Genomic DNA, 20354 nt, shown 5'->3' with positions numbered 1-20354 from the left:
TAGCCGTGAAGTTATTAACCTCGAGGATGCTGTTTTCCTTCTCGGTGAGACAGTAACGGGTTATAGGGGTGTTGCCGGAAACTTCTTCTAAGCGATTGAGTGAGAGGCTCGACATGCCCCCAATTCCGTAATACGATAATTGCATGCCTGTTAATATCACCGAGAAGCAGCTGAACGCCTGGGTTGCCGAGGCGGAGGATGGCTATGACATCGATGCGCTGAAGAAGCGCGGGCGGGGGCGTCCGGGTCGTGGTCCGGAAGCTTCCCAGGTGGTTACGGTTCGTCTCACCCCGGAGGAGTTGGAGTCGCTCGACAGGATCGCAGCCGAAAAGCATCTGTCGCGTTCAGAGATGATGCGCCAGGCGATCACCGCTATCATCGCGGCATGAGGGTGGCGGCATCTGCCACCAAGCACGGCATCAATGAGGAAGACGGCATCCATGCCGCTTTATTTCCAACATGGGTCGCACCCCTTGACGATGATCCCGCGCAATGGCGTGAACTACGTCTCGGGTTTGACACCCACGCCCGACTTTTGGAGACTGTCGTGGTTGTCGCCTCCGACGGGGACGAATTGCTGATTCACGCAATGAAAGCGCGGTCGAAATACGTCGATCTCCTTAGGTAACCGCTCGGTGAGTCGACGGTTGCCTAAGGGGCGCCCTTAGAGGGCAGTCGTCACCCGGCAGAACAAGCCGCTTCTCGTCGAACCGCGACTGCTGGCGGATTTCGGCTCCGGGTGTGGCGTTGCTGGATATGGTGGGACGGTGACTACTCCTGCCCCCCAGCGTCTCGACCGCTCCGAAATGCGGCACAACCTCGACAAGTTCAAGCTGCACTGGCGTGAGCGCCTCGACAGCTGGACTGAAGCTAACCAGGGGGCGATCGAGAAGAAGTACGCCCAGTCTTTCTGGTCGGACTTCCTCGCCTGCTTCGGCATCTCCGCCGCACGCATGGACCTGTTCGAGCAAGACGCCAAGCGCGCCTCGACGGGTAATACCGGCTACATCGACCTGTTCTGGCCCTCCGTGGTGATTGGCGAGGCGAAGAAACCGGGTGTCGACCTCCAGCTCGCGGTCGACCAGGCCCGCGACTACCTGCAGGGCGGGTCCGTCTCCGCCACCGAACAACCCCGCTACATCCTCGCCTCCGACTTCGAGACCTTCCGTCTCCTGCGCCTGGGTGACCCCGAGCAGCGCTTCGACGTGACCTTCCCCCTCGGTGAGGTCACCGATCATGTGGACGAGCTGAAATTCCTCGCCGGCTACGACGAGTCCATGACCCGCGAGGAAGAGCAGGCCGCCTCGATCAAGGCGTCAAAGATCATGGCGAACCTGTTCACCGCAATGGCGGGTGACGAGGTGGACGAGGACGTGGCCGATGCCGCACCCACCAACCCGCAGGACGAGGACGAGGAGGTCCAGCGCACCTCGGTGTTTCTGACCCGCCTGCTGTTTCTCCTTTTCGGTGACGATGCCGGCCTGTGGGAGCAGGACCGTTATTTATCATGTCCTCTGCGCTTTCCCTCGGATTGTCGATGATCTGAGCTACTGCCCTGCACTTCATGGCCAAAACCGCAGGAGCGGAAGACTAGTGCTGGAGCAACGTCTCGTTCACAATGGTCCGGGAGGTCGAAAACCCCTGCATAGGAAAGATATGGCGGAAACAGTGAGCGTGGTCGTGGGTCGGGGTTAGTCCAAGGTGGCGAGCAGCTCAGTACAGGCCTGCTCGCACCGGCGGCAGGCCTCGGCGCAGACCGTGCAGTGCTCGTGCATCTCAGCGTGGCGGGCGCATTCTTCTCCACAGGCCTGGCAGGCAGTACGACAAGCCTCCAGGACGGAGCGGATAAGGGTGACATTCCAGTCGGTGGGCCGGGAGAGCATCCGGCCGGTGGCCGTACAGATGTCAGCACAGTCGAGGTTGAGGCGGATGCAGGTGGTCAGCTCCGCGACCATGTCCTCACCCAGGCAGGCATCCGCGCAGGCGGTGCAGGTCTGGGCGCACTCGAAGCAGGCGGTGATGCATTCGGCCAGTTTGTCCTTGTCGATCTGGCCTAGGTCCTTCGGGTGGGTCTCCAGCATGGCGTGTACGTGATGGGTCATGTCGTGCTCCATATCTCAATTCGGTCCGGAAAGGCGGGCCGGTCGAGCCGACCGGCCCACACCCTCGACCCTAGAGGCCCGACTGGCCGGAATCCAGGGCTGGACCATGAAGATTTCATGAAGAACCCCAACCTCCACCTAGCGGCGGTGCTGTTGCAAAGTTGGGGCAGTAGAAAGACCGGCGTGAAATAATCACGGCCATGGGCATCTTCTCCGGTCGGCATTTCCCCCGTGAAATCATCCTGGGGGCGGTGCGGTGGTACTGCCGCTACGGGGTGAGCTACCGCGATCTCGAAGAAATGATGACCGAGCGGGGTGTGCCAGTCGATCACACCACGATCTACCGCTGGGTGCAGAAATACGCCCCTGAGCTGGATAAGCACACTCGGTGGTACCGGCAGGTACCCGACTGGCAGGCCCGGTCCTGGCGGGTGGATGAGACCTATACTCGGGTCGGCGGCACGTGGTGCTATCTCTACCGGGCTATTACCGCCGGTGGGCAGACCCTGGACTTTTATCTCTCTCCGAAGCGCAATGTCGCGGCGGCCAAGCGTTTCCTGGCCAAGACCCTGCGATCGAATACGACAGCCGGGTCCCCGCGGGTCATCAGCACCGACAAGGCACCAGCTCTGGCCAAGGCAATATCCGAGCTGAAGGCGGAGGGAATCTGCCCTCAGACGGTGGAGCACCGGCAGGTGAAATACCTGAACAACGTTCTCGAGGGAGATCATGGCCGGTTGAAACGAATCCTGGGACCGAAGGGGGCGTTCAAAAATCGGACGTCTGCCTACCGGACGTTGAAAGGGATGGAAGCGATGCACTCATTGCGGAAAGGTCAGGGCACGATGTTTGCTTATGTGAAGCGTCCTGGTTTTCGTTCCGCTTATTGAACGCCCAACGGGTGGGCGAGTGATTGTTGATAGTAGGCGTCTTCCATCTCTTGTGGAGTGATGTATCCCAATGACTCGTGCAGGCGATGGTTATTCCACCAGTACACCCAGCGAAGGGTCGCGATCTCGACTTCCCCAACCGACGCCCACGGCCGGTGGGGATAGATCAGCTCGGTCTTGTATAGACCGTTGACCGTTTAAACCGGCCTGGGTTTGTGAGAGGGCATGATGTAACGCAGGAGGAACATCATGGCTATCAGCCCCTACGACCAGGAGACCCGCCAGCGGGCGGTGCGCCTGTACTTCGAGGAGCTCGCTGACGGCGCTTCATCCAAGGCAGCCGCACTACGCGCTGTCGAAGCTGTCATCGGCATCAAAACATCCACTATCCGCAACTGGGTACGCGCAGAAGAGAAAAAGGTGGACGTCGCCGTCGAGCAATCCGACGCCGAGAAAGACGCGGAACTTATTACCCTGCGCAAAGAAAATGCCCGGCTCAAAGAAGCCAACGAGATCCTGAAACTGGCCTCAGCTTTTTTCGCCCAGGCGGAGCTCGACCGCAAACTGAAGTGATCGTGGACTTCCTCCGCACTCACCGGCACCTGTATTCCATCGAGCGGATGTGCCGCGTGCTCAACGAGCATGAATACGCTATTTCACCAGCAACGTTCTACCGCTTCCAGGCCCGTGGTTTCGGGCCCACCCCTGCCGAGCTGGACGAGGCTTACACCGCGCACCGGCTCTTTGAGCTGTGGCGGGCCAATCGGCGGGTCTACGGGCGACGAAAACTATGGAAAGCCGCCCACCGGGCAGGCTGGAACATCGGCCGTGACCAGGTGCAACGCCTCATGAATATCCTTGGAATCGCGGGTGTACTCTGAAGCGTCCTGGTTTTCGTTCCGCTTATTGAACGCCCAACGGGTGGGCGTGTGATTGTTGATAGTAGGCGTCTTCCATCTCTTGTGGAGTGATGTATCCCAATGACTCGTGCAGGCGATGGTTATTCCACCAGTACACCCAGCGAAGGGTCGCGATCTCGACTTCCCCAACCGACGCCCACGGCCGGTGGGGATAGATCAGCTCGGTCTTGTATAGACCGTTGACCGTTTCCGCCAACGCGTTGTCGTAGGAATCGCCGACGGTGCCAACGGACGGATCAATCCCAGCTTGAGCAAGCACCTCACTGTAACGAATGGACACGTACTGCGAGCCGCGATCGCTGTGATGGACAAGTCCTTCAGCACGGAGATCACCTGCGTGATAAAGAGCATGCTCAAAAGCCTCAAGAGGCAGCTCATCGGTGCGCATGCTCGCCCTGGTGGCAACCCCGACAATCTTGCGGGAGTACGCATCGGTGATGAACGCGGTGTACGCAAACCCCGACAGGGTACGCACGTAGGTGATGTCAGCGACCCACAGCCGGTGCGGCGCTGACGCGGTGAAGTCACGATTGACCAGATCAGGACGACAATCCGGGACATCAGCCCGAAGCGTTGTGATCGGAGTGCGGCCCCTTCTGCGGCCTTGGATGCCGGCGAGTTTCATCAACCGTGCCGTCTGATCACGACCGATGTCCCAGCCGGCGCGCTGCATGGCCTTCCACATCTTGCGTACCCCGTACACGCTGAAGTTGTCCTCGAAGACTTTCACCAATTCGGGGATAAGCAGCGCGTCTGACAAGCTCCTGGCCGACGGGGCTCGTGTTTTCGCTGCTCGGTAGCCACGAGAGGTGATAAACCCACATTCTGTCTGCCTTAACGTGCGACAGATGGCCTCGACCCCGAAGCGATCGCGATACGTGTCGATGTATTCGATCATCTTCTGGTGGGACGGTCGAGTTCCGCTGCGAAAAAAGCTGAAGCGGTCTTCAAGATCTCGTTTGCCCTGCGCAGCTCTTTGTTCTCTTGCCGCAGACGCTTCAGTTCGTCGTCGACCGACTCGCCAGTGCTCCGCTGAACGTCGGGGGACGCTTTGACAGGTTTCAACCAGTTGTTGAGCGTGTGCGCCGAGACGCCGAGCTTCTCGCCGATCTCCTCCGCCGCCGCCCACTTCGAGCACCCCTCAAGCTCAACGAGCTCCTCGGCTAACCGCACCGCCTTGTCCTTGAACTCGTCACTGAACTTCCTAGGCATGGTCCAATCCTCCTCTAGAAACGATCGGAACTAAACCCAGGACACTTCACTCCGACGCAAGACCACACGCACCACCGTTGCTGATCCCACCGCCGAGCGTTTCCCGGATCGTATTCAACGGGCCTGGTCGCAGGCTCAGCGCCCCGATCAGTGGTGGGTCGCGGATTTCACGTATGTGCACACCAGCTGCGGTTTCAGCTACGTGGCTTTTGTCACCGACGTGTTCACCCGTGAGATCCTGGCGTATGTCGTGGACACCCGAGCCACGAAATCTTTGGTCATCCGTGCGCTGCGACAGGCACTGGCGCTACGCCAGCGCCAGGACCCGTACTTTGAGTCGGCCGGGGTGATCCATCACTCGGATGCGGGCTCACAGTACACCTCCACAGATCTCCGCCGGCTGCTGGCCGTCCACCAGATGGACGGGTCTATCGGCACCGTCGGCGACGCCTACGACAACGGTCTCATGGAGTCAACGATCGGGCTGTACAAGTCTGAGCTCATTGATTTCGAGGCAGGGACGTGGACGGACCGGGGTGAGGTGGAACGCGCCACAGCCGGATGGGTCCACTGGTATAATCACGAGCGGTTGCATTCCTCGCTCGGGCATATCCCGCCGATCGAGCACTACACCAACTACCAACGAGAAAACTGCGCATGCCTTCACGCCGTGTAACACGCCACTCTCAAAAATTCAGGCCGATTCAACGCCCAAGAACTCATCGCTCAGTCGGTGCAGGTAGCTAGCGGCCAGCTGCAACCGATGATGTCCGCCGCCCGCGCACATGCGCACGACCGCATCGGGTACTGGGTGCAGCGCGCCGAGAACTGGGACCAGGCGAACCCCGCCACTGCGGCCACCGCAGCGCGGGGGAAAGCCCCGAAGGCGAGGCGGAACCGTGCCGGTGCCCAGATTCAACGAAGCGATCGCGGCCGCTGAGGTGGCATCAGAGAAGTGTGTCAACGCCGCCTGAACTTTCACCCTGTTTTGCCGTTTGAAACTTGACCCCTGTGGTGGGTGTCGTGGGCACCGCGGAGCGTAGGTTGTACGGTCGGTGGGGCGTGAGTCAGGTGGTTATCGGCTGCTTAGGTTGTGCTCCATGCTGCGCGTCGCGTCTCGAGGTGTGTGCGTTCTGCATCATTGCGGCAGAGCGCGATTGCGGCGTCGATGGCGTGGATTGCCTTGGTGGTCTGGCCTGAGCGTGCGAGGAATTCTGCGCGAGTTGCGGGTAGCCGGTGTCCGGAGAGAGATACGCCCTCCAATTCTTCCAGCCCTTTCGTGGGTCCATCTGCTTCCGCGACGGCGACGGCCCGGTTGAGTCGGATGACGGGTGAGTCAGTCAGGGTAAGAAGTTCGTTGTAGTGGCGGACTATTCTGGGCCAGTTCGTGGCGTCGCTGACGGGGGCAATCGCGTGTTCCGCGGCGATCAGCGCTTGCAGTAGGAACGGTGAAGGGGGTGTGTCTCGGAGCCCGTCGAGAATGGCTAGACCTTCGGTGATCTCATCGTGTCGCCACTGTGAGCGGTTTTGCTCGGGAAGGAGCACGAGTGCGCCATCGCGCACGCGCGCGTCCCTGCGGGAGTGTTGAAGCAGCATCAGCGCGAGGAGTGCGTCGAGGTCTGCGCTGGCGGCGGGCAAGAGTGAGCGGATGACCTGGGCGAGTCGGATGGCCTCGCCAGAGATCCGGACTCGCAGGACAGCGTCTCCGGAGGCAGGCGCGTAGCCCGACGTGAATGCGAGGTAGACGATGTCTGTAATGGTGTCAACTTTTGCCGGGAGTTCGGTTGGGGATGGCATGTCGAAGTGCGCGCCGGCCAGTTTGCGGCGGGCGCGGGTCAGGCGTGCAGCCATCGTCGGTACGGGGACAAGGTACAAGCTCGCGAGATCCTGCGTCGATACGCCAAGGACCAGCCGCAACGTTAAGGCTGCTGCGGCTTCGCGAGACAACTGGGGGTGCATGCACAGCATGATCAGTCGAAGACGCTCATCTCGGAGATCATCGCTGGGATGCTCGAGTGCCTGTTGAGATGCTTCCGCGATCTCGGCGTCAACGATCAACAGAGGCATGCGACGAGTGAGGACGTTTTCGGAGCGTAACTGGTCCAGAATCTTCCGCTTGGCGGTTGTGAGCAACCATGCCGCGGGAGACGAGGGCACTCCCTGTTCGGGCCAGGTTCGGACTGCTGCTTCGAACGCTTCTGCGAGACCGTCTTCTGCGAGATCAACCCGACGGAAGCGCGCCACGAGTAGCGCGAGGAGCCGAGCCCACTCGTCGCGAAGCAATTGTTCAATGGCTGTCATATGGGTTCATTTCCTCTCGCTGCGGCCTCGAAGCAGCCAAGGTTGACTCGCTCAGTTCGGGCGATCGTGCGCGCGGTTGGTCGATCGCTTCAGGAACACGTTAGTTGACCCGTGCGCAGCGAACAACCCGAGCGGGACGCGATCGTGGGCGACGAAATCGATCTAAAGATTCGTATCTGGGTGTGTCGATCTGACGGTCTGTCGCGCGTCATAATGGTGACGGGCGACAGATGCGCTCGTTCACCATCACAACGCGAAGGAAGCGACGGATCATGACGACATACACTGTTCTGCTCACCGGGAACGAGTCCGCATGGGCAGAAATGTCCGAACACCAGCAGGCTGAGGTCTTCGAGCGGCATGAGAAGTTCGCCGCTCTCTTGGAGGCGCGCGGGCACCAGATCACCGGCGGTCAGGAACTGACACCATCCGCCGAGACGAAGACCCTGACCAAGTCTGACGATGGCAAGTTCTCGATCACTGACGGCCCGTATGCCGAAAGCGTCGAGCAGCTCGGTGCCTTCTACACCGTAGAAAGTGACGACATCGATGACTTGCTGGAGATCTGCCAGGTGTTGGCGGAACCGGACGGCGCTATCGAAGTACGAGCGGCCGTTGACCACGGCGAAGAGGCAGCAGGCTAGCCCCGTCCGCTGGGTGGCTCCGCGAATCGCACGCTTCGGAGCCACCCAGGCTCAGGTCTTGCTGCCAACGAGGCTTTCAGCTTTTGTCGGCGCGGTCTTTGGCGATGAGGTCTCGTCGGCCATGGGTGCGGTAGGAGTCTCCGGAGAGGGTGAGGACTTCGGAGTGGTGGACGAGGCGGTCGATCATCGCTGCCGCGACGACATCATCACCGAATGTCTCGCCCCAGCGACCGAAGGGCAGGTTGCTGGTGACCATGATCGAGCCTTGCTCGTAACGACTGGCGACGAGTTGGAAGAACAGGTTCGCGGCGTCTTGGTCGAAGGGGATGTAGCCGATCTCGTCGATGATGATGAGTTTGTAGCGGCGGATCTTCTTCAGCTCCGCCTCGAGCTGCCCCTGGTGGTGGGCGGCCGCGAGGCGGGCGATCCAGTTGTTCGCGGTGTCGAAGAGCACGGAGTAGCCGGCTTGGGTGGCTTTGACGCCGAGACCGATCGCGAGGTGGGTCTTCCCGATTCCGGGCGGGCCCAGCAGGATCACGTTCTCCGCTTTCGCGACGAACGTGCTCGTCGTGAGATGCGCGAGGAGGTCCTTGCGCAGCGAGGGCAGGTGGTCGAGGTTGAAGTCCTCCAGGGTCTTGATCGCCGGGAAGTGCGCTGTCCGGATCCGCATCGTCGTGCCGGCGGATTCGCGGTCGGCGAGCTGGCGCTCCAGGACCGCGGCGAGGTATTCCTCGTGGGACCAGTTCTCCTCGCGGGCCATGCCGTCGAGGTCTTCCCAGACCCTCCCGATCGTGGGGGTCTTCAGCGCCCGGGTCAGATAGGCGATCTTGGAAGAGATCTGTTCGGTCGTCTTCGTCGCGTTGGGGGTCATCGTGCTTCTTCCGTTGTGGTGAGGGTGGACCGGGGATCAAAATCGACGCCGAACAGGGCGTCGTAGTCCGAGAGCGCGCGGATCGCGACCGGGTGACCATCCGGATGCCGACGCGTGGATGCGGGCCGGTGGGAGTAGTAGGCGGTGCGCAGCTTCGACGCCGTGGCCTTGTGCTCCGGATCGGTGAACACCTGGTGGTGACCCCAGGAGCGCTCGTGCCGGCCGATCACCGCCCCGCCGCTGGTGATCGTGACCATGGTTCCCGTCGCGACCGCGTCGATGTTCCGGCCGATATGGCGAGGATCAGCGGAGTAATCGTTCCCATCGACGCGGATGTGATAATCCCGGGCAAGACCGACCCGGAACCGCAGGAGAGTGTCCGATTGTTTGTGTGCGGGGGTTTGGGTTACAAGTAGTCCGCGAATCGGTCGGGGTAAGCCACGGCTAGTTGGTTGATGGCTTGTTTCCATCCGGTGGCTTTCGCTCCTTCAATATAGCCGTTGCATTCGATGTCACGTTTCGCTTTCTTCGCTCGCTGGGCAGCGCGCTTGTCTTCGATGTTGCAGATCATCAGCCACAGCGTCTTCAGTGCCGCAGTATCGTTCGGGAATTGGCCCCGGTTACGAGTAGCTTTACGCAGTTCAGCGTTGAGCGATTCGATCGAGTTGGTGGTGTAGAGCACCCGCCGTGCCGCAGGCGGGAACTGCAGAAACGGTATGAACCGGTCCCACGCGTCGCGCCAGACTTTGACCGACTGCGGGTATTTCTGGCCCAACTCTGAGGCCTCGAAGGCATCAAGGCTGGCACGGGCGGTGTCCTCGTTTGCGGCCGTGTAGACCTCACGTAGCGCCCGGGAGACAGATTTGCGGTCCTGGTAGGACACCCACCGGTTCGCAGCCCGAATCAGGTGCACAATGCAGGTCTGCACCATAGAATTTGGCCAGGTTGCCTCCACGGCTTCCGGTAGACCTTTCAGCCCGTCGCAGCAGACGATGAACACGTCTTGGACACCCCGGTTGGCCAGGTCCGCGCACACCGATGCCCAGAATGCGGCGCCTTCATTATCAGCGATCCACAATCCCAAGATGTGCTTGATGCCGTCGATGTCGATGCCAACAGCCATGTAGCAGGCTTTGTTGACCACGCGGTGACCGTCACGGATTTTGACGCGGAGCGCGTCGAGGAAGATCACCGGGTAAAACTCGTCGAGCTGGCGGTTTTGCCAGATCATCACCTCGTCTAAAACCGCATCGGTAATCGTGCTGATCGTATCCGGGCTCATATCCACCCCAAGCGTGGTTGCGAGATGGTGCTGAATATCGCGCACTGTCATCCCGCCGGCATACAGCGAGACGATCATGTCGTCGAGCTCTGTCAGCCGGCGTGCTCCCTTGGGCACCATCTTCGGGGTAAACGTGCCGGCACGATCCCTGGGCACGGTCACTTCCACTGCGCCATAGCCAGAGTTGACGGTCTTGGTGTACGACCCGTTGCGGTGATTGCCGCCGTGTGTGGGTTCAACCTGGGCTTTGGTTTTACTGAGGCGGCCTGAAGTGTCCTGGGTTTAGTTCCGATCGTTTCTAGAGGAGGATTGGACCATGCCTAGGAAGTTCAGTGACGAGTTCAAGGACAAGGCGGTGCGGTTAGCCGAGGAGCTCGTTGAGCTTGAGGGGTGCTCGAAGTGGGCGGCGGCGGAGGAGATCGGCGAGAAGCTCGGCGTCTCGGCGCACACGCTCAACAACTGGTTGAAACCTGTCAAAGCGTCCCCCGACGTTCAGCGGAGCACTGGCGAGTCGGTCGACGACGAACTGAAGCGTCTGCGGCAAGAGAACAAAGAGCTGCGCAGGGCAAACGAGATCTTGAAGACCGCTTCAGCTTTTTTCGCAGCGGAACTCGACCGTCCCACCAGAAGATGATCGAATACATCGACACGTATCGCGATCGCTTCGGGGTCGAGGCCATCTGTCGCACGTTAAGGCAGACAGAATGTGGGTTTATCACCTCTCGTGGCTACCGAGCAGCGAAAACACGAGCCCCGTCGGCCAGGAGCTTGTCAGACGCGCTGCTTATCCCCGAATTGGTGAAAGTCTTCGAGGACAACTTCAGCGTGTACGGGGTACGCAAGATGTGGAAGGCCATGCAGCGCGCCGGCTGGGACATCGGTCGTGATCAGACGGCACGGTTGATGAAACTCGCCGGCATCCAAGGCCGCAGAAGGGGCCGCACTCCGATCACAACGCTTCGGGCTGATGTCCCGGATTGTCGTCCTGATCTGGTCAATCGTGACTTCACCGCGTCAGCGCCGCACCGGCTGTGGGTCGCTGACATCACCTACGTGCGTACCCTGTCGGGGTTTGCGTACACCGCGTTCATCACCGATGCGTACTCCCGCAAGATTGTCGGGGTTGCCACCAGGGCGAGCATGCGCACCGATGAGCTGCCTCTTGAGGCTTTTGAGCATGCTCTTTATCACGCAGGTGATCTCCGTGCTGAAGGACTTGTCCATCACAGCGATCGCGGCTCGCAGTACGTGTCCATTCGTTACAGTGAGGTGCTTGCTCAAGCTGGGATTGATCCGTCCGTTGGCACCGTCGGCGATTCCTACGACAACGCGTTGGCGGAAACGGTCAACGGTCTATACAAGACCGAGCTGATCTATCCCCACCGGCCGTGGGCGTCGGTTGGGGAAGTCGAGATCGCGACCCTTCGCTGGGTGTACTGGTGGAATAACCATCGCCTGCACGAGTCATTGGGATACATCACTCCACAAGAGATGGAAGACGCCTACTATCAACAATCACACGCCCACCCGTTGGGCGTTCAATAAGCGGAACGAAAACCAGGACGCTTCAGAGTACACCCGCGATTCCAAGGATATTCATGAGGCGTTGCACCTGGTCACGGCCGATGTTCCAGCCTGCCCGGTGGGCGGCTTTCCATAGTTTTCGTCGCCCGTAGACCCGCCGATTGGCCCGCCACAGCTCAAAGAGCCGGTGCGCGGTGTAAGCCTCGTCCAGCTCGGCAGGGGTGGGCCCGAAACCACGGGCCTGGAAGCGGTAGAACGTTGCTGGTGAAATAGCGTATTCATGCTCGTTGAGCACGCGGCACATCCGCTCGATGGAATACAGGTGCCGGTGAGTGCGGAGGAAGTCCACGATCACTTCAGTTTGCGGTCGAGCTCCGCCTGGGCGAAAAAAGCTGAGGCCAGTTTCAGGATCTCGTTGGCTTCTTTGAGCCGGGCATTTTCTTTGCGCAGGGTAATAAGTTCCGCGTCTTTCTCGGCGTCGGATTGCTCGACGGCGACGTCCACCTTTTTCTCTTCTGCGCGTACCCAGTTGCGGATAGTGGATGTTTTGATGCCGATGACAGCTTCGACAGCGCGTAGTGCGGCTGCCTTGGATGAAGCGCCGTCAGCGAGCTCCTCGAAGTACAGGCGCACCGCCCGCTGGCGGGTCTCCTGGTCGTAGGGGCTGATAGCCATGATGTTCCTCCTGCGTTACATCATGCCCTCTCACAAACCCAGGCCGGTTTAAACGGTCAACGGTCTATACAAGACCGAGCTGATCTATCCCCACCGGCCGTGGGCGTCGGTTGGGGAAGTCGAGATCGCGACCCTTCGCTGGGTGTACTGGTGGAATAACCATCGCCTGCACGAGTCATTGGGATACATCACTCCACAAGAGATGGAAGACGCCTACTATCAACAATCACTCGCCCACCCGTTGGGCGTTCAATAAGCGGAACGAAAACCAGGACGCTTCAGCCTGGGTTGGTCGGAGACTAGGTTTTACCCTAGGAGGAAGATCAGCATGGCACGACCCAGTCAGTACGACGCAGCCACGCAGGAGCGCGCGGTGCGCATGTACTTCGAGCGCCTCGAGGAAGGCGACATCTCCAAGGCGGGCGCCCGCCGGGAGATCGGTGAACTTCTCGGTGTGAAGGAATCCACCCTGCGCAACTGGATCCGCAAACAGGAAAAGCAGGCCGAAGCTCCTGAGCCCGGTTCCCTGTCCTACCAGCAACTCCAGGCCGCCTACGACGAGCAGGCCAAGGAAGTGGCCAAGCTGCGACGCGCCAATGAGATTTTGAAAACGGCGTCGGCTTTTTTCGCCCAGGCGGAGCTCGACCGCAAACTTCGGTAATCGTGGAGTTCATCCGCACCTACCGCCACCGCTTCGGGGTCGAGTCAATCTGCGAAACCTTGACTGCCCATGGCATCGCGATTGCCCCAAGCACCTTTTACGACCATCAGGCCCGCGGCTTCGGCCCCTCGGACGCTGAACTCGACGAGGCCTACGCCGCCCACCGCATCTACCGGTTGTGGGAGGCCAACCGCAAGGTCTACGGCCGGCGCAAACTCTGGAAGTCCGCCATCCGTGACGGCATGACTGTTGGCCGTGACCAGGTCGAACGACTGATGAAGATCACCGGAATCAAAGGCGTGTCACGAGGGATGCACCGCAAGAAGACCACCGTGGCCACCCCGGCCCACCGCCGGCACCCGGACCTGATCAACCGGCGGTGGGCGTATCCGTCGCACCCGGATCAGTGGTGGATCGCGGACTTCACCTACGTCTGGACCCGGGAGGGCTTCTGCTACGTCGCCTTCATTGTCGACGCCTATTCGCGAATGATCCTCGGCTGGGTGGTCACCACGGTCATGGACACCCGGATGGTGCTCATGGCCCTGGAGCACGCCCTGTTTTCCCGTCGGCGCACGAGGATGGACTTCACCGCCACCGGCATCGTCCACCACTCGGACGCGGGAGCCCAGTACACCTCTATGGCGTTTACCGAAGCCCCTTGTCGAGGCCGGGTTGCAGGGCTCGATCGGCTCGGCCGGTGACGCCTTGGACAACGCGATGATGGAATCAACGATCGGGCTCTACAAGACCGAACTGATCGGCTTCGATCCACGTCGTACGTGGAGGGATGCCCAGGAGGTAGAAACGGAAACGGCCTCGTGGGTCTACTGGTACAATCACCAACGTCTGCACTCGTCGATCGGTGACGTTCCCCCGATCGAATACGAGCAGGACTACGAGGAATTCAACACCACCAGAAGAGCCCAGTAAGGCTTTTACCCGTAGTCTCCGAAAAACTCAGGCCGATTCATTACGGTCGGAATGTCCGTAGCCCAAATGCGCATCCATTTCCGCCTGCAGACCAGCGTTGATCGATGCCTGCAACAGGCCTTTGACCAGGTCGCTGGCATCATCAGCGGACGTCGACAGCTCGCTGATCAAGCTGGCGAGCTCAGGATTTTCCATCAGCTTCTCGCTGATCTCGTTGACCCTCGCCGGGTCATGGCCTTTCTTCGGTGACACCGTAGTCATTATCGGTGAAACTCCTTCTAGATCAGAGCCTCACACACAAACTTCCTGACACTCCCCTTCACAGCCCGCAATCTAGCAAACACAGGACAGCTCTCGCCCCTCCTACCTGCTCACCTAGTTCCCCTTCGCAGACGCCTGAATTGCCACACACAGTAGGCACTTTTAGTGAACATGGTGAATCGGTCGGCTAGACTGCGAAAACATGATGTCGTTTCGCGCCGTTCACGCCGGGGCTGGGTACCAGTACCTGCTGCGCTCTGTGGCGACGAACGATGCGTATGACGAGTCGGTGGAGACCGAAAAACTGTCCTCGTACTATCAAGCGAAGGGCACGCCTCCGGGCCGTTGGATCGGCCGCGGGTTGGCCGCGCTCGGGTCGGAAACCGCCGCTGTCGGGGTGGAAGTTGAGGCCGACCAGATGGAAGCTCTCTACGGTTTGGGTTACCACCCGGACACGCACCGGATGTTGTGGGAGGGCAAGCGTCTCGACGAGTGCAAGCTCGGTGGGAAGTTTCCGCTCTACACCAATGACATCCCGGTGCTCAACGAGTTGCGCGCGGCGGAGCGCGCTTTCGTCGCTGAAAGTGGGCGGCTTCCGACGGAAGATGAGCGCACCGGCATGGCCATTTCTGTTGGTCGGCAGCACTACGTGGAGGCCACCGGGTGGGTCGATGCGCCGGATAAAGACATCGTTGATTGGGTCAACCAGCAACGCAATCAGGTCAAGCAGGCGGTCGCGGGTTTCGACTTGACGTTCTCGCCTGCGAAGTCGATTTCGGTGTTGTGGGCCCTGGCCGATGAGTCCACCGCGAACAAAATTGCGGCGTGGGTGCTGTTGCAAAGTTGGGTGGAGAACCGCGAACACTCCTTTCTTCGTCGCCTGGCCAGCATTATGGCCCAGCCTGCTTAGATATTCTGGAAGACCCGGTTGACGATCACCGCGTCCGGGTTCGGTTGCCCGTGAGGTCAAACATCGTGCCTTGCCCTTTCCGCAATGAGTGCATCGCCTCCATCCCTTTCAACGTCCGATATGCAGATGTCCGGTTCTTAAACGCGCCTTTCGGCCCGAGGATCCGCTTCAGCCGACCATGGTCGCCTTCCAGGATGTTGTTGAGGTATTTCACCTGCCGGTGTTCCACTGTTGGCGGGCAGATTCCCTCTGACTTCAACTCGGCGATTGCCCTGGCTAGTGAGGGTGCTTTATCGGTGTTGATCACTCTGGGATACCCGGCTGATGCATTGGATCTGAGGGCCTTGGCCAGGAAACGCTTCGCTGCGGCTACGTTCCGCTTCGGAGAGAGGTAAAAGTCCAGGGTCTGGCCACCGGCGGTGATCGCCCGATAGAGATAGCACCACCTGCCGCCGGCCCGGATATAGGTCTCATCCACCCGCCAGGAACTGGCCTGCCAGTCAGGTACCTGCCGGTACCACCGTGTTTGCTTGTCCAGCTCAGGGGCGTATTTCTGAACCCAGCGGTAGATCGTGGTGTGATCGACCGGCACGCCCCGCTGAAGTCATCATTTCCTCCAGATCGCGGTAGCTCACCCCGTAGCGGCAGTACCACCGCACTGCCCACAGAATGATGTCACGGGGGAAATGACGACCGGAGAAGATACCCATGGCTGTGATTATTTCACGTCGCTCTTCCTACTGCCCCAACTTTGCAACAGCACCACCTCGAGAACCTCGAGAACCCCGTGCCCCGGTGCGTCCCTGCCCGGTTCCCGGGGGAGCGGCGACTAATGTGCCACCTACCATGCGCATCCCTGATATCCCGGGCACTCCGGACACCCTGCCCCGCCCACCGGAAGCGGACGCCGCCCCGTTGATGACCCCGGCCGGCTGGATACTCAGCGCCGTGTGGGCGGTTGCCGCCGGGCTGGCCTGGTTCCCGCGCGTCGTGGGCGACGACTGGACGAGCTTGTGGGTGGGTGGACGCCTCATCGCCCGGGGCGACTGGCGCGAGGCGTATGCGGTCTCGCCCCTCGATTTCGCCTACCCCGATTCGCCGGTGTGGGACGCGATCGTCGCCGAGCAGACGTCCGCTCCGTTCGGCCACCCGTTCGTGCATTCGCCGGGCGTGGGCGTGGCCATGTCCCTCGTGTCGCGCGTGTTGTCCTTCGATGCCTCCCTGCTCGCGATCACGGTGGGCAGCGCGTTCGCGGTGCCGCTGCTCATCGCTGCGTCCTACAGGTTCTGGACGCAGCGCACGCTCGTGCTCCCCGTGCTGTCCATCGGGACCGTGTTCGTGTGGTTGACGGTGCCGCTGGTGATAGCCAGGGTGGTGGGGCAGACCACTCCGCTGATTATCGCGTGCTGCGTCGCCGCCATGGCCGTGGCCGCCCAGCGCCCGCGGGTGGCGGGGGTGCTGCTCGCGGTGGCGGCGTGCATCAAGCTCACGCCCGTGGTGCTCGCCGTGGGCATGCTCGCGGTGCCCTCGACGCGGCGGGCGGGCGCGTGGGCCGCGGTGCTTGTGGCGGTGTACTCAGCGGTGCAGCTGATCTTCTTGCCGGAGCAGGTGGCGCTGTGGGCGGCGACGCTGGGCAGCTTCAGCGACGCCCATCTGGTGGCCCCGATGAATGCCACGGTGGGTTCGATCCTGTACGCGGGTGAGCGCACGACGGAGGGGGTCGCGGTGGTGCGGGGCGGGTCGTTGGTGCCCGCCACGGCAACGGCCCTGTTCGTGGCGGCGGTCGTCGCACTTTTCGTCTGGACGTGGAGGCGTTCGGGCCGGTTCCCCGCGAAGGTTTTCCTCGCTCTGTGTTTGCTCGGGCCGATGGCGGTGTCGCAGATCCTGTGGTTGCACTACTCGGTGGCCCTAGTGCTGCCTCTCATCGGCATCCTCGCCTACGCCGTCCGGCGCAGTGCGTGGAAGCCGGCGGCGTTTGCCCTGGGAGCGCTCGCGCTGCTGCTGGTGCGCATCGACTTCACCACGACGGCCGCCCCGAGCCCGGTCACGGTTCTGCATGTGGTGCTGTGGGCGGCGGTGCTGGCCGCGACGGCGCTGCTGCGGGTCCCCGCGGAGGTGGACTACCGCCTCGCCCGCACCCCGTAATGCTTGCACGATGAAGTAAAGGCGGTTAGGGTTCACTTCACAGTGCAAATAAACGATCCCCAAGGAGCCCGCATGTTCACCCAGACACCACACCCCGATTCCCTGGTCAAACGCAACCCGGACGATCTGCTGCCCGCCGACCTGAGCATGGGCGCAGTCGAGCTGCTCGTGCGCGACATGGACGCCATGGTGCGCTTCTACAATCAGGGCGTGGGCTTAGACGTCCTCCAGCAGGGCGGCGATGCCACGGCACTGGGTCTGAGCGGGACCGACTTGGTCACCCTGCGCCGCGAGCCGAACCTCCCCGTACCGAGCCGCAACGACGCCGGGCTATTCCACACGGCCGTGCTTTTTCCCACGCCCGAGCTTCTCGCCGCCTCGGTCGCCTCCGTCGCGTCGGCGTACCCGCGCAGCTTCACCGGCAGCGCCGACCACCTTTACAGCGAGGCGTTCTACTTCGATGACCCGGAGGGCAACGGGGTGGAGCTCTACGTCGACCGTCCCCGCGACCAGTGGGTGAAGGAGGACAGCGGTCTCTACGCCCTGGCCACCGACCCGCTCGACCCCAACGCGTTTCTTTCCCGCCACGCGCCCGATTCCCCGGTGGCGCTTGGCGGCACCCTCGGCCACGTGCACCTGCAGGTGGGCAACATCGACGCGGCCCGCGACTTTTACGTCACAACCCTCGGCTTCGAGGTCAGGGGCGAGCTGAGCTCCGCGTTGTTCGTCTCCGCGGGCGGCTACCACCACCACATCGCCCTGAACACGTGGAACAGCCTCGGAGCCGGCCCCCGCGCGGCAGCCCTCGGCCTGGGCCGCGTCGATATCGACGTCCAGCGCGATGACGACCTCGCCGCGCTTGAAGCCCGTCTGAAGGACCACGGCCTGGCCACGCGAAACGACGGCCGCACGCTGTCGTTCGAGGACCCGTGGAACACCGTCATCCGGGTTACCTCCGCCGCCGCGAGCTAACTACAATCTGGCCCATGGCAGGCCCGAAGACCGACTCATCCGCCGCCGCCGCTAACCCGGTGGCGCGGGTGCTTCCGCTGTTGGGCCTCGCACACCTTGACCGCCCGTTCGACTACCTGGTCACCGAGGCCGACTCTCCCGCGGCCGTGCCCGGGGTGCGGGTCCGTATCCGCTTCGCGGGCCGCCTCGTCGACGCGCTGGTACTAGAGCGCCGCGCCACCTCCGAGCACGAGGGGTCGCTGCGGTTTATCGAGCGGGTCATCAGCGCCGAGGTCGTTGCCCCGCAGAAGATCCGCTCGCTTGTCGACGCGCTCAGCGCCCGGTACGCGGGCGTGCGCTCCGACATTTACCGCACCGCCCTCCCCGCACGCCACGCCAAAGCGGAGGAAACCGACACCACGACGCCGTGGGAGCAGCTGGGGGAGTTCACTGAGCCCGACCTCGCCGGGTGGAGCACCTACGAACACGGCGAGTCGTTCGTGGACGCGGTGCTCGGCGGCCGCCTCGTCCGGGCGGCGTGGCAGATCGCCCCCGGGCAGCGGTGGCCGGAGCTCGTGGCCGCGCTCGGCGCGAAAGTCGCCGACGACGGCGGCGGGGTGCTCGTGGTGGTGCCCGGCCAGCGCGACGTCGACGCGTGCGAGGCGCAGCTGCGCCAGTTCGTCGGCCCCCGGCAGATCACCACGCTGACGGCCTCGCAGGGGCCGCAGGCGCGCTACTCGCGGTTCCTGTCCATCCTGCACGGCCAGGGCCGCCTGGTCGTGGGGACGCGTTCGGCCGCCTTCGCGCCCGTCGACAAGCTGCGGCTCATCGTGCTCATGCACGACGGGGACGACTCGCTGGCCGACCCGCGGGCCCCGTACGTCCACGCCCGCGAGGTGCTCACGACGCGCTCGGCGCAGGAGAAGGCGTCGCTCATCATCGGCGGGCACTCCAGGACGGCGGAAACCCAGCTGCTGGTCGAGTCGGGGTGGATGCACGAGCTGGTGGCTCCCAGGGCCGCGCTGCGGGCGCTGTCCCCGCTCATCCGCGCCGCGGGCGACTCCGACATCGCGCTGGAGCGGGACCCGAGAGCCCGGGAGGCGCGGATCCCGTCGGTGGCTTTCGCGGCGGCCACCAGTGCGCTGCAGCGGGGAGAACCCGTGCTGTTCCAGGTCCCGCGGGCGGGCTATGTGCAAACCCTGGCCTGCGGATCCTGCCGCACCCCCGCGCGTTGCCGCTGGTGCAACGGGCCACTGGGCCTGCCGTCGTCGGAAACCGCGGCCCCGACGTGCCGCTGGTGCGGCCGCATGGACGCCGCGCACGTGTGCCCCGTGTGCGGCTCGCGGCGTTTGCGCGCGGTGGTGCTGGGCACGGAGCGCACCGCCGACGAGCTGGGCAGGGCGTTTCCGAAGCACCGCGTGCGCACGTCCTGGGGGGACAAGATTCTCAGCGAGGTGCCAGGCGACCCGGCCATCGTTGTGGCCACCCCCGGCGCGGAACCGCCCGTGTCCGGGGGCAGCTACGGCGCGGCGGTGCTCCTGGACACGTGGGCTCTGCTCGGCCGCCCCGATCTGCGCGCCGCAGAGGAGACTCTGGAGAAGTGGCTCGCCGCGGCTACCCTGGTCAACCCCGCCGGCAAGGGAGGAGAGGTGGTCGTCGTGGCCGAGCCCTCGCTGCCGGTGGTCCAGCACCTCATCCGGTGGGATGCCGCCGGGCACGCGGGCCTGGAGCTGAGCATGCGCCGGGAGGCGCGCTTTCCTCCCGCGGTGCATGTCGCGCTTGTCGACGCCCCCCGCGAGGCGCTGGAGGACTTCTTCGCGCACGCCGAGCTGCCTGCGCACGCGGAAAAGCTCGGACCCGTCGACCTGCCCGCCGGCGCCGACCTGCCCGGCGAGTGGGACCGCGGCGCGCTCGGACCCGCCCAGCGCATGCTCGTGCGCAGCCCGCTCACCGGCCGGGACGAGCTGGGCCGCGCGCTGCGCGCCGCGATGGTGAGCAGGGCCGCCCGCAAGCAGGAGGCGCCGCTGCGGATCCAGGTCGACCCCGTGCATATTGGGTAGCCGCGGGCGCGC

The 20354-nt window shown here is 62.7% G+C and carries 19 protein-coding genes, 9 pseudogenes and 1 other annotated feature; of the genes and pseudogenes, 16 read left to right on the top strand and 12 right to left on the bottom strand.

The window, feature by feature from the left end; genetic code table 11:
* Nucleotides 1-143 precede the first annotated feature (143 nt).
* The 3 genes from BLS40_RS03150 (at nucleotide 144) to BLS40_RS11180 (ending at nucleotide 1541) form a co-directional block, all read left to right on the top strand.
* Nucleotides 144-389, top strand: a complete 246-nt coding sequence (locus BLS40_RS03150) for a ribbon-helix-helix protein, CopG family (RefSeq protein WP_092148622.1) — start codon at nucleotides 144-146, stop codon at nucleotides 387-389.
* Nucleotides 386-628, top strand: coding sequence for a toxin (locus BLS40_RS03145; RefSeq protein ID WP_092148619.1), 243 nt, complete (start codon nucleotides 386-388; stop codon nucleotides 626-628). Before BLS40_RS03150 ends, BLS40_RS03145 begins: the two co-directional genes overlap by 4 nt.
* 139 nt (nucleotides 629-767) lie before the next feature.
* On the top strand, nucleotides 768-1541 hold the full coding sequence (locus BLS40_RS11180) for a type IIL restriction-modification enzyme MmeI (protein ID WP_231908498.1): 774 nt from the start codon (nucleotides 768-770) through the stop codon (nucleotides 1539-1541).
* 150 nt (nucleotides 1542-1691) lie between these two features.
* Here BLS40_RS11180 and BLS40_RS03135 read toward each other — a convergent pair whose 3' ends face one another.
* Nucleotides 1692-2102 (bottom strand): four-helix bundle copper-binding protein, encoded by a 411-nt coding sequence (locus BLS40_RS03135; protein WP_040422633.1) that lies wholly within the window; start codon nucleotides 2100-2102, stop codon nucleotides 1692-1694.
* A gap of 200 nt (nucleotides 2103-2302) precedes the next feature.
* On the opposite strand from BLS40_RS03135, the gene BLS40_RS03125 reads away from it, so the two are divergent.
* Nucleotides 2303-2992 (top strand): IS6 family transposase, encoded by a 690-nt coding sequence (locus BLS40_RS03125; RefSeq protein ID WP_157672434.1) that lies wholly within the window; start codon nucleotides 2303-2305, stop codon nucleotides 2990-2992.
* Here BLS40_RS03125 and BLS40_RS03120 read toward each other — a convergent pair.
* Nucleotides 2986-3189: pseudogene (locus BLS40_RS03120) on the bottom strand (integrase core domain-containing protein); the annotation flags it as partial. The gene BLS40_RS03125 and the pseudogene BLS40_RS03120 overlap by 7 nt on opposite strands.
* A gap of 52 nt (nucleotides 3190-3241) precedes the next feature.
* Between BLS40_RS03120 and BLS40_RS03115 the strand changes: the two are divergent.
* Nucleotides 3242-3565: a hypothetical protein gene (locus tag BLS40_RS03115; RefSeq protein WP_231908457.1), complete on the top strand. Its 324-nt coding sequence runs from the start codon at nucleotides 3242-3244 to the stop codon at nucleotides 3563-3565.
* A gap of 2 nt (nucleotides 3566-3567) precedes the next feature.
* Complete coding sequence (locus BLS40_RS03110; protein WP_231908458.1) at nucleotides 3568-3873, top strand: IS3 family transposase; 306 nt, start codon at nucleotides 3568-3570, stop codon at nucleotides 3871-3873.
* A gap of 22 nt (nucleotides 3874-3895) precedes the next feature.
* Here the strand turns inward: BLS40_RS03110 and BLS40_RS03105 are convergent, their stop codons facing one another.
* Together BLS40_RS03105 and BLS40_RS11175 are read right to left on the bottom strand one after the other, a co-directional pair.
* Nucleotides 3896-4981, bottom strand: a complete 1086-nt coding sequence (locus BLS40_RS03105; RefSeq protein WP_231908539.1) for an IS3 family transposase — start codon at nucleotides 4979-4981, stop codon at nucleotides 3896-3898.
* Nucleotides 4930-5124: pseudogene (locus tag BLS40_RS11175) on the bottom strand (IS3-like element IS3501 family transposase); the annotation flags it as partial. The pseudogene BLS40_RS11175 and the gene BLS40_RS03105, both read right to left, overlap by 52 nt.
* A 64-nt stretch (nucleotides 5125-5188) precedes the next feature.
* Between BLS40_RS11175 and BLS40_RS03100 the strand changes: the two are divergent.
* Nucleotides 5189-5800 (top strand): annotated as a pseudogene (locus BLS40_RS03100) (IS3 family transposase); the annotation flags it as partial.
* Between the two features lie 410 nt (nucleotides 5801-6210).
* On the opposite strand, the gene BLS40_RS03095 reads toward BLS40_RS03100, so the two are convergent.
* Entirely contained in the window at nucleotides 6211-7425 is a 1215-nt protein-coding gene (locus BLS40_RS03095) for an RNA polymerase sigma factor (RefSeq protein WP_092148613.1), read from the bottom strand.
* A gap of 272 nt (nucleotides 7426-7697) precedes the next feature.
* Here BLS40_RS03095 and BLS40_RS03090 point away from each other — a divergent pair, with 272 nt between their 5' ends.
* A complete protein-coding gene (locus BLS40_RS03090) occupies nucleotides 7698-8069 on the top strand; it encodes a YciI family protein (protein WP_092148610.1) in 372 nt (123 codons plus the stop codon).
* Between the two features lie 76 nt (nucleotides 8070-8145).
* Here the strand turns inward: BLS40_RS03090 and istB are convergent, their stop codons facing one another.
* From istB to BLS40_RS03075, 3 genes and pseudogenes are all read right to left on the bottom strand, one after another.
* Nucleotides 8146-8940: an IS21-like element helper ATPase IstB gene (gene istB / locus BLS40_RS03085; protein WP_092148607.1), complete on the bottom strand. Its 795-nt coding sequence runs from the start codon at nucleotides 8938-8940 to the stop codon at nucleotides 8146-8148.
* Nucleotides 8937-9410: a Mu transposase domain-containing protein gene (locus tag BLS40_RS11350; protein WP_407922416.1), complete on the bottom strand. Its 474-nt coding sequence runs from the start codon at nucleotides 9408-9410 to the stop codon at nucleotides 8937-8939. Before BLS40_RS11350 ends, istB begins: the two co-directional genes overlap by 4 nt.
* Nucleotides 9347-10447 (bottom strand): annotated as a pseudogene (locus BLS40_RS03075) (IS256 family transposase); the annotation flags it as partial. The pseudogene BLS40_RS03075 and the gene BLS40_RS11350, both read right to left, overlap by 64 nt.
* 91 nt (nucleotides 10448-10538) lie before the next feature.
* On the opposite strand from BLS40_RS03075, the pseudogene BLS40_RS11170 reads away from it, so the two are divergent.
* Together BLS40_RS11170 and BLS40_RS03070 are read left to right on the top strand one after the other, a co-directional pair.
* A pseudogene (locus tag BLS40_RS11170) lies at nucleotides 10539-10733 on the top strand (IS3-like element IS3501 family transposase); the annotation flags it as partial.
* On the top strand, nucleotides 10682-11767 hold the full coding sequence (locus BLS40_RS03070; RefSeq protein WP_231908539.1) for an IS3 family transposase: 1086 nt from the start codon (nucleotides 10682-10684) through the stop codon (nucleotides 11765-11767). The pseudogene BLS40_RS11170 and the gene BLS40_RS03070, both read left to right, overlap by 52 nt.
* A gap of 22 nt (nucleotides 11768-11789) precedes the next feature.
* Here the strand turns inward: BLS40_RS03070 and BLS40_RS03065 are convergent, their stop codons facing one another.
* Nucleotides 11790-12095: an IS3 family transposase gene (locus BLS40_RS03065; protein WP_231908458.1), complete on the bottom strand. Its 306-nt coding sequence runs from the start codon at nucleotides 12093-12095 to the stop codon at nucleotides 11790-11792.
* Nucleotides 12096-12097: 2 nt separating this feature from the next.
* Nucleotides 12098-12421 carry a hypothetical protein gene (locus tag BLS40_RS03060; RefSeq protein WP_231908457.1) on the bottom strand — a complete coding sequence of 108 codons (324 nt, stop codon included), beginning with the start codon at nucleotides 12419-12421 and terminating at the stop codon, nucleotides 12098-12100.
* 52 nt (nucleotides 12422-12473) lie between these two features.
* Here BLS40_RS03060 and BLS40_RS03055 point away from each other — a divergent pair.
* Nucleotides 12474-12677: pseudogene (locus tag BLS40_RS03055) on the top strand (integrase core domain-containing protein); the annotation flags it as partial.
* A 72-nt stretch (nucleotides 12678-12749) separates the two neighbouring features.
* Nucleotides 12750-14015 (top strand): annotated as a pseudogene (locus BLS40_RS03050) (IS3 family transposase).
* Nucleotides 13040-13171: a sequence feature (AL1L pseudoknot), on the top strand. (Overlaps the previous pseudogene by 132 nt.)
* Before the next feature lie 42 nt (nucleotides 14016-14057).
* Here the strand turns inward: BLS40_RS03050 and BLS40_RS03045 are convergent.
* Nucleotides 14058-14276 (bottom strand): annotated as a pseudogene (locus BLS40_RS03045) (IS256 family transposase); the annotation flags it as partial.
* A 202-nt stretch (nucleotides 14277-14478) separates the two neighbouring features.
* Here BLS40_RS03045 and BLS40_RS03040 point away from each other — a divergent pair.
* A complete protein-coding gene (locus BLS40_RS03040) occupies nucleotides 14479-15186 on the top strand; it encodes a relaxase domain-containing protein (protein WP_092148596.1) in 708 nt (235 codons plus the stop codon).
* On the opposite strand, the pseudogene BLS40_RS03035 reads toward BLS40_RS03040, so the two are convergent.
* Nucleotides 15183-15896, bottom strand: a pseudogene (locus BLS40_RS03035) (IS6 family transposase). The gene BLS40_RS03040 and the pseudogene BLS40_RS03035 overlap by 4 nt on opposite strands.
* A 136-nt stretch (nucleotides 15897-16032) precedes the next feature.
* On the opposite strand from BLS40_RS03035, the gene BLS40_RS03030 reads away from it, so the two are divergent.
* The 3 genes from BLS40_RS03030 (at nucleotide 16033) to BLS40_RS03020 (ending at nucleotide 20342) form a co-directional block, all read left to right on the top strand.
* A complete protein-coding gene (locus tag BLS40_RS03030; RefSeq protein WP_157672432.1) occupies nucleotides 16033-17331 on the top strand; it encodes a glycosyltransferase family 87 protein in 1299 nt (432 codons plus the stop codon).
* Nucleotides 17332-17403: 72 nt separating this feature from the next.
* The gene (locus tag BLS40_RS03025) at nucleotides 17404-18303 is read left to right on the top strand and encodes a VOC family protein (RefSeq protein ID WP_092148587.1); all 900 of its coding nucleotides are present in this window, start codon (nucleotides 17404-17406) and stop codon (nucleotides 18301-18303) included.
* 5 nt (nucleotides 18304-18308) lie between these two features.
* The gene (locus BLS40_RS03020) at nucleotides 18309-20342 is read left to right on the top strand and encodes a primosomal protein N' (protein WP_407922422.1); all 2034 of its coding nucleotides are present in this window, start codon (nucleotides 18309-18311) and stop codon (nucleotides 20340-20342) included.
* Nucleotides 20343-20354: the final 12 nt, after the last annotated feature.

This window comes from Corynebacterium mycetoides (assembly GCF_900103625.1).
Classification (GTDB): Bacteria; Actinomycetota; Actinomycetes; order Mycobacteriales; family Mycobacteriaceae; genus Corynebacterium; species Corynebacterium mycetoides.
This window is presented reverse-complemented; position numbering and strand designations above follow the sequence as displayed.

Excerpts from the sequence above, each read along its gene's own strand:
- BLS40_RS03030 (WP_157672432.1), top strand. The coding sequence starts at position 16,033 with ATGCGCATCCCTGATATCCCGGGCACTCCGGACACCCTGCCCCGCCCA.
- BLS40_RS03060 (WP_231908457.1), bottom strand. The coding sequence starts at position 12,421 with ATGGCTATCAGCCCCTACGACCAGGAGACCCGCCAGCGGGCGGTGCGC.
- istB (WP_092148607.1), bottom strand. The coding sequence starts at position 8,940 with ATGACCCCCAACGCGACGAAGACGACCGAACAGATCTCTTCCAAGATC.
- BLS40_RS03090 (WP_092148610.1), top strand. The coding sequence starts at position 7,698 with ATGACGACATACACTGTTCTGCTCACCGGGAACGAGTCCGCATGGGCA.
- BLS40_RS03095 (WP_092148613.1), bottom strand. The coding sequence starts at position 7,425 with ATGACAGCCATTGAACAATTGCTTCGCGACGAGTGGGCTCGGCTCCTC.
- BLS40_RS03040 (WP_092148596.1), top strand. The coding sequence starts at position 14,479 with ATGATGTCGTTTCGCGCCGTTCACGCCGGGGCTGGGTACCAGTACCTG.
- BLS40_RS11350 (WP_407922416.1), bottom strand. The coding sequence starts at position 9,410 with ATGGAAACAAGCCATCAACCAACTAGCCGTGGCTTACCCCGACCGATT.
- BLS40_RS03145 (WP_092148619.1), top strand. The coding sequence starts at position 386 with ATGAGGGTGGCGGCATCTGCCACCAAGCACGGCATCAATGAGGAAGAC.
- BLS40_RS03115 (WP_231908457.1), top strand. The coding sequence starts at position 3,242 with ATGGCTATCAGCCCCTACGACCAGGAGACCCGCCAGCGGGCGGTGCGC.
- BLS40_RS03135 (WP_040422633.1), bottom strand. The coding sequence starts at position 2,102 with ATGACCCATCACGTACACGCCATGCTGGAGACCCACCCGAAGGACCTA.
- BLS40_RS03125 (WP_157672434.1), top strand. The coding sequence starts at position 2,303 with ATGGGCATCTTCTCCGGTCGGCATTTCCCCCGTGAAATCATCCTGGGG.
- BLS40_RS03025 (WP_092148587.1), top strand. The coding sequence starts at position 17,404 with ATGTTCACCCAGACACCACACCCCGATTCCCTGGTCAAACGCAACCCG.
- BLS40_RS03150 (WP_092148622.1), top strand. The coding sequence starts at position 144 with ATGCCTGTTAATATCACCGAGAAGCAGCTGAACGCCTGGGTTGCCGAG.